This is a genomic window from uncultured Cardiobacterium sp. (assembly GCF_938028185.1).
In the GTDB taxonomy this organism is placed as follows: domain Bacteria; phylum Pseudomonadota; class Gammaproteobacteria; order Cardiobacteriales; family Cardiobacteriaceae; genus Cardiobacterium.
The window spans coordinates 1-3,206 of sequence record NZ_CALJAH010000156.1 but is presented as its reverse complement, the minus strand read 5'-3'; the positions used below and the strand labels follow the sequence as shown (position 1 = coordinate 3,206).

Here is a 3,206-nt window from a genome sequence, read left to right as displayed (position 1 = left end):
AGTAAGCGGTATCAGGATGGCTGCAAGTAACCCCACCCCAGCCCTCCCCCACAGGGGGAGGGAGCCTGTCGGTGTATGGTCAGCCCGCCTGCGGCAGCGGGTAGTTTTCGCCGTAATCGATTTCGATGGCGCTGTCACGGTCGAGTTCGGTCCAGCACCAGCTTTGCGGCGCGTTTTGCAGGGCGAGGCAGAGTTTGTTGTTGAGGTCATGCCCGGATTTGTGGCCTTCGTAGTGGCCGATGAGCGGCGCGCCGAGCAGGTAGAGGTCGCCGACGGCATCAAGCAGTTTGTGGCGTACAAATTCGTCGTCAAAGCGCAAGCCCTGTTCGTTGAGGACGCGGTAGTCATCCACGACAATAGCGTTGTCCAGTCCGCCTCCGAGCGTCAGGCCGTGGCTTTGCAGGTATTCGATGTCGCGCAGAAAGCCGAAGGTGCGGGCGCGGCTGATGTCGCGGATGTAGCGGCGGCTGGAGAAGTCAAGCCGGGTCTGGTTGTTGCGGTGGCGAAAGACGGGATGGTCAAATTCGATGGAGAAATCGAAGCGGCAGCCGGCAAAGGGCGAGAGGCGCGCCCATTTGTCGCCTTCGCGCACTTCTACCGGTTCCAATATCTGGATGAAGCGCTTGGCGGCGTCCTGTTCGCGGATGCCCGCCTGTTGCAGCAGGTAAACGAAGGGCGCGGCGCTGCCGTCCATGATGGGGACTTCCGGCGCGGTCAGCTCGATGATGAGGTTGTCGATGCCAACGCCGGCGAGTGCCGACATCAGGTGTTCGATGGTGGCGACGCGCACGCCATGTTCGTCCACGAGCGCGGTGCAGAGCTGGGTGTCGTGGACGAGGGCAGCGCGCGCCGGGATTTCTACGGGAGGGTCAAGGTCGCTGCGGCGGAAGGTGATGCCGCTGTCAGCGGGGGCGGGCATGAGGCGGATGTCCACCCGTCTGCCGCTGTGGACGCCAATGCCGGAGCCGGCAATGGCGTCACGGATGCTGCGCTGTCTGGCCATGCGCGTTTAGCGGGTGCGTTTGCGCAGCAGGCTGGAGAGGCTGAAGCCGCCGCTGTTGTCGCTGTCGGTGTAGTCGTCGCGGTAGGGGTCGCGGTCGCGTTCTTCGGCCGGGTTGCGCGACGGGGCGAGCGGCTCGCTGCTGGCGGCGCGAATGCCGAAGAGTTCGTTGGCGTTGGTGTAGCCGCTGCTGCCGCCAAAGAGGGCGCTGTCATCGCTGCCTTCGATGCCGGTGGCGACGACGGTGACGCGCAGGGTGTCGCCCATGTTGTCGTCAATGATGAGGCCGATTTTGAGGTTGACCTGTTCGGGGTCGATGATGTCGTAGATGACGTTGCAGGCGGTCTGGTATTCGGTGGTCTTGATGTCCGAGCTGGCGCTGACGTTGACCAGCAGGCCGCGTGCCGAGGCGAGTTCGATGTTTTCCAAAAGCGGCGAGGAGATGGCTTTTTCGGTGGCGGCGCGGGCGCGGTCTTCGCCTTTGGCTTCGCCGGAGCCCATCATCGCGATGCCGCGTTCGCTCATGATGGTTTTGACGTCTTCGAGGTCGGTGTTGATGACGCCCAGTTTCTGGATGATGGTGGCAATGCTGTACACCGCGTCGCGCAGGACGTTATCAACGGTTTTGAAGGAGCCGATGAGGGTCGCGTCTTCGCCCATGACGGCGGAGATGCGGTCGTTGGGGATGATGACGAGGCAATCGACTTCGCTTTTCAGCACTTCCAGCCCGGCTTCTGCCTTGCGCATCCGTGGCATTCCTTCAAAGGTAAACGGCTTGGTGACGATGGCGACGGTGAGGATGCCCATGTCGCGCGCGACGTTGGCGATGACCGGAGCGGCGCCGGTGCCGGTGCCACCACCCATGCCGGCGGCGATGAAGACCATGTCGGCGCCGTTCAGCACGTCGCGGATTTTGTCGCGGTCTTCTTCGGCGGCGGCGCGTCCGACTTCCGGCTTGGAGCCGGCGCCCATGCCACGCGTGGTTTTGACGCCGAGTTGCAGTTTGTTCTGGATGGGGTTTTCCTGCAATACCTGTTTGTCGGTATTGGCCACAATCAGTTCCACGCCGTGCAGGTCAAAGTCCATCATTTGTTTCAGCGCGTTGCATCCGCCGCCACCGATGCCGATGACTTTGATCATGACGGGGGATGTGTTGTCGGTCTCGTCCATCTGGATTGTAAAAGCCATGTGTTTACCTCTTGTGTGTCATTTCGCCGTTATAAATAACGCTTTAGGAAATTTCTGATGCCCGGAATTATACCGTCTTTTTCTTCTCTCGCCCAAAGGTAATCCTCGACGGGATACTGGTGCATATAGAGCAGTCCGAGGGTTGTGGTCATGCCGGCATCGTTTTGCAGATATTCGTCCAGGCCGGGAATTGGCGGCGGGATGAATACGCGCACCGGGCAGTTGAAAAATTCGCCCGCCATTTCGGCGAGTCCCGGCATTTGTGCCGCGCCGCCGGTAAAGACGATGCCGCCATCGAGCATTTTCCGCAATCCGGCACGCTGCAATTCTTTGCCAATGCTGGCAAAGATTTTTTGGTAACTGGCGGCGATTTGTTCGACCAGGTCATTGCTGGCGATGTAGCGGTCGGGCAGGTGGCCGGTGCTGGGCAGGGAGATGCGGGTGTGGTGGTAGTATTTGCTGTAGAGCGCGCCGTAGCTGCGTTTGAGCATTTCCGCAGTCTGGCGCGGCACGCGCAGGGTGGTGGCGAGGGTACTCGATACTTGTTCGCCGCCCACGGGCAGGGAGGCGGCGTGTACCGGCTGGTTGTGCCACCACAGCATGATGTCCGCCGTGCCCGCGCCGAGGTCAACGGTGCAGATGCCGAGGTCGCGTTCTTCGGGGCTGCTGGCGGCATAGCCGGAGGCGAGTCCGGCGTAGATGACGCCTTCGATTTCCATGCCCGCGTTGCGCACGCACTGGCAGAGGTTGGTGACGAGCGAGCGGCGCGCGCTGATGATGTGCGCCCGCGCTTCGAGTTCGTCGGCGACCATGCCGCGCGGGTCAACGATGTCGGGGCGGCCATCGACGAGGAATTGTTGTTTCAGGACGTGCAGGGTGTGCAGCGCTTCGCGTCTGGCCGGATGGCGCGCGCGCAGCATGGCGCGGGAGATGTCGCTTTCGCTGACGCGGCGGTTGCGCACGGGGGTGCGACCGTCGCTGTTGACGCCGAGGATATGTTCGCCGCCGATGCTGAGCA

3 protein-coding genes are annotated in these 3,206 nt (G+C 62.1%); all 3 read right to left on the bottom strand.

Annotated elements, in window-relative coordinates; translation table 11 throughout:
- Positions 1 to 79: 79 nt before the first annotated feature.
- Positions 80 to 1,003, bottom strand: coding sequence for a UDP-3-O-acyl-N-acetylglucosamine deacetylase (lpxC, locus tag Q0349_RS04730; RefSeq protein ID WP_298079728.1), 924 nt, complete (start codon positions 1,001 to 1,003; stop codon positions 80 to 82).
- Positions 1,004 to 1,009: 6 nt separating this feature from the next.
- Positions 1,010 to 2,188: a cell division protein FtsZ gene (ftsZ, locus tag Q0349_RS04725; protein WP_298079727.1), complete on the bottom strand. Its 1,179-nt coding sequence runs from the start codon at positions 2,186 to 2,188 to the stop codon at positions 1,010 to 1,012.
- A 29-nt stretch (positions 2,189 to 2,217) separates the two neighbouring features.
- On the bottom strand, positions 2,218 to 3,206 hold a 989-nt coding region (gene ftsA / locus Q0349_RS04720), incomplete at its 5' end, for a cell division protein FtsA (RefSeq protein WP_298079726.1).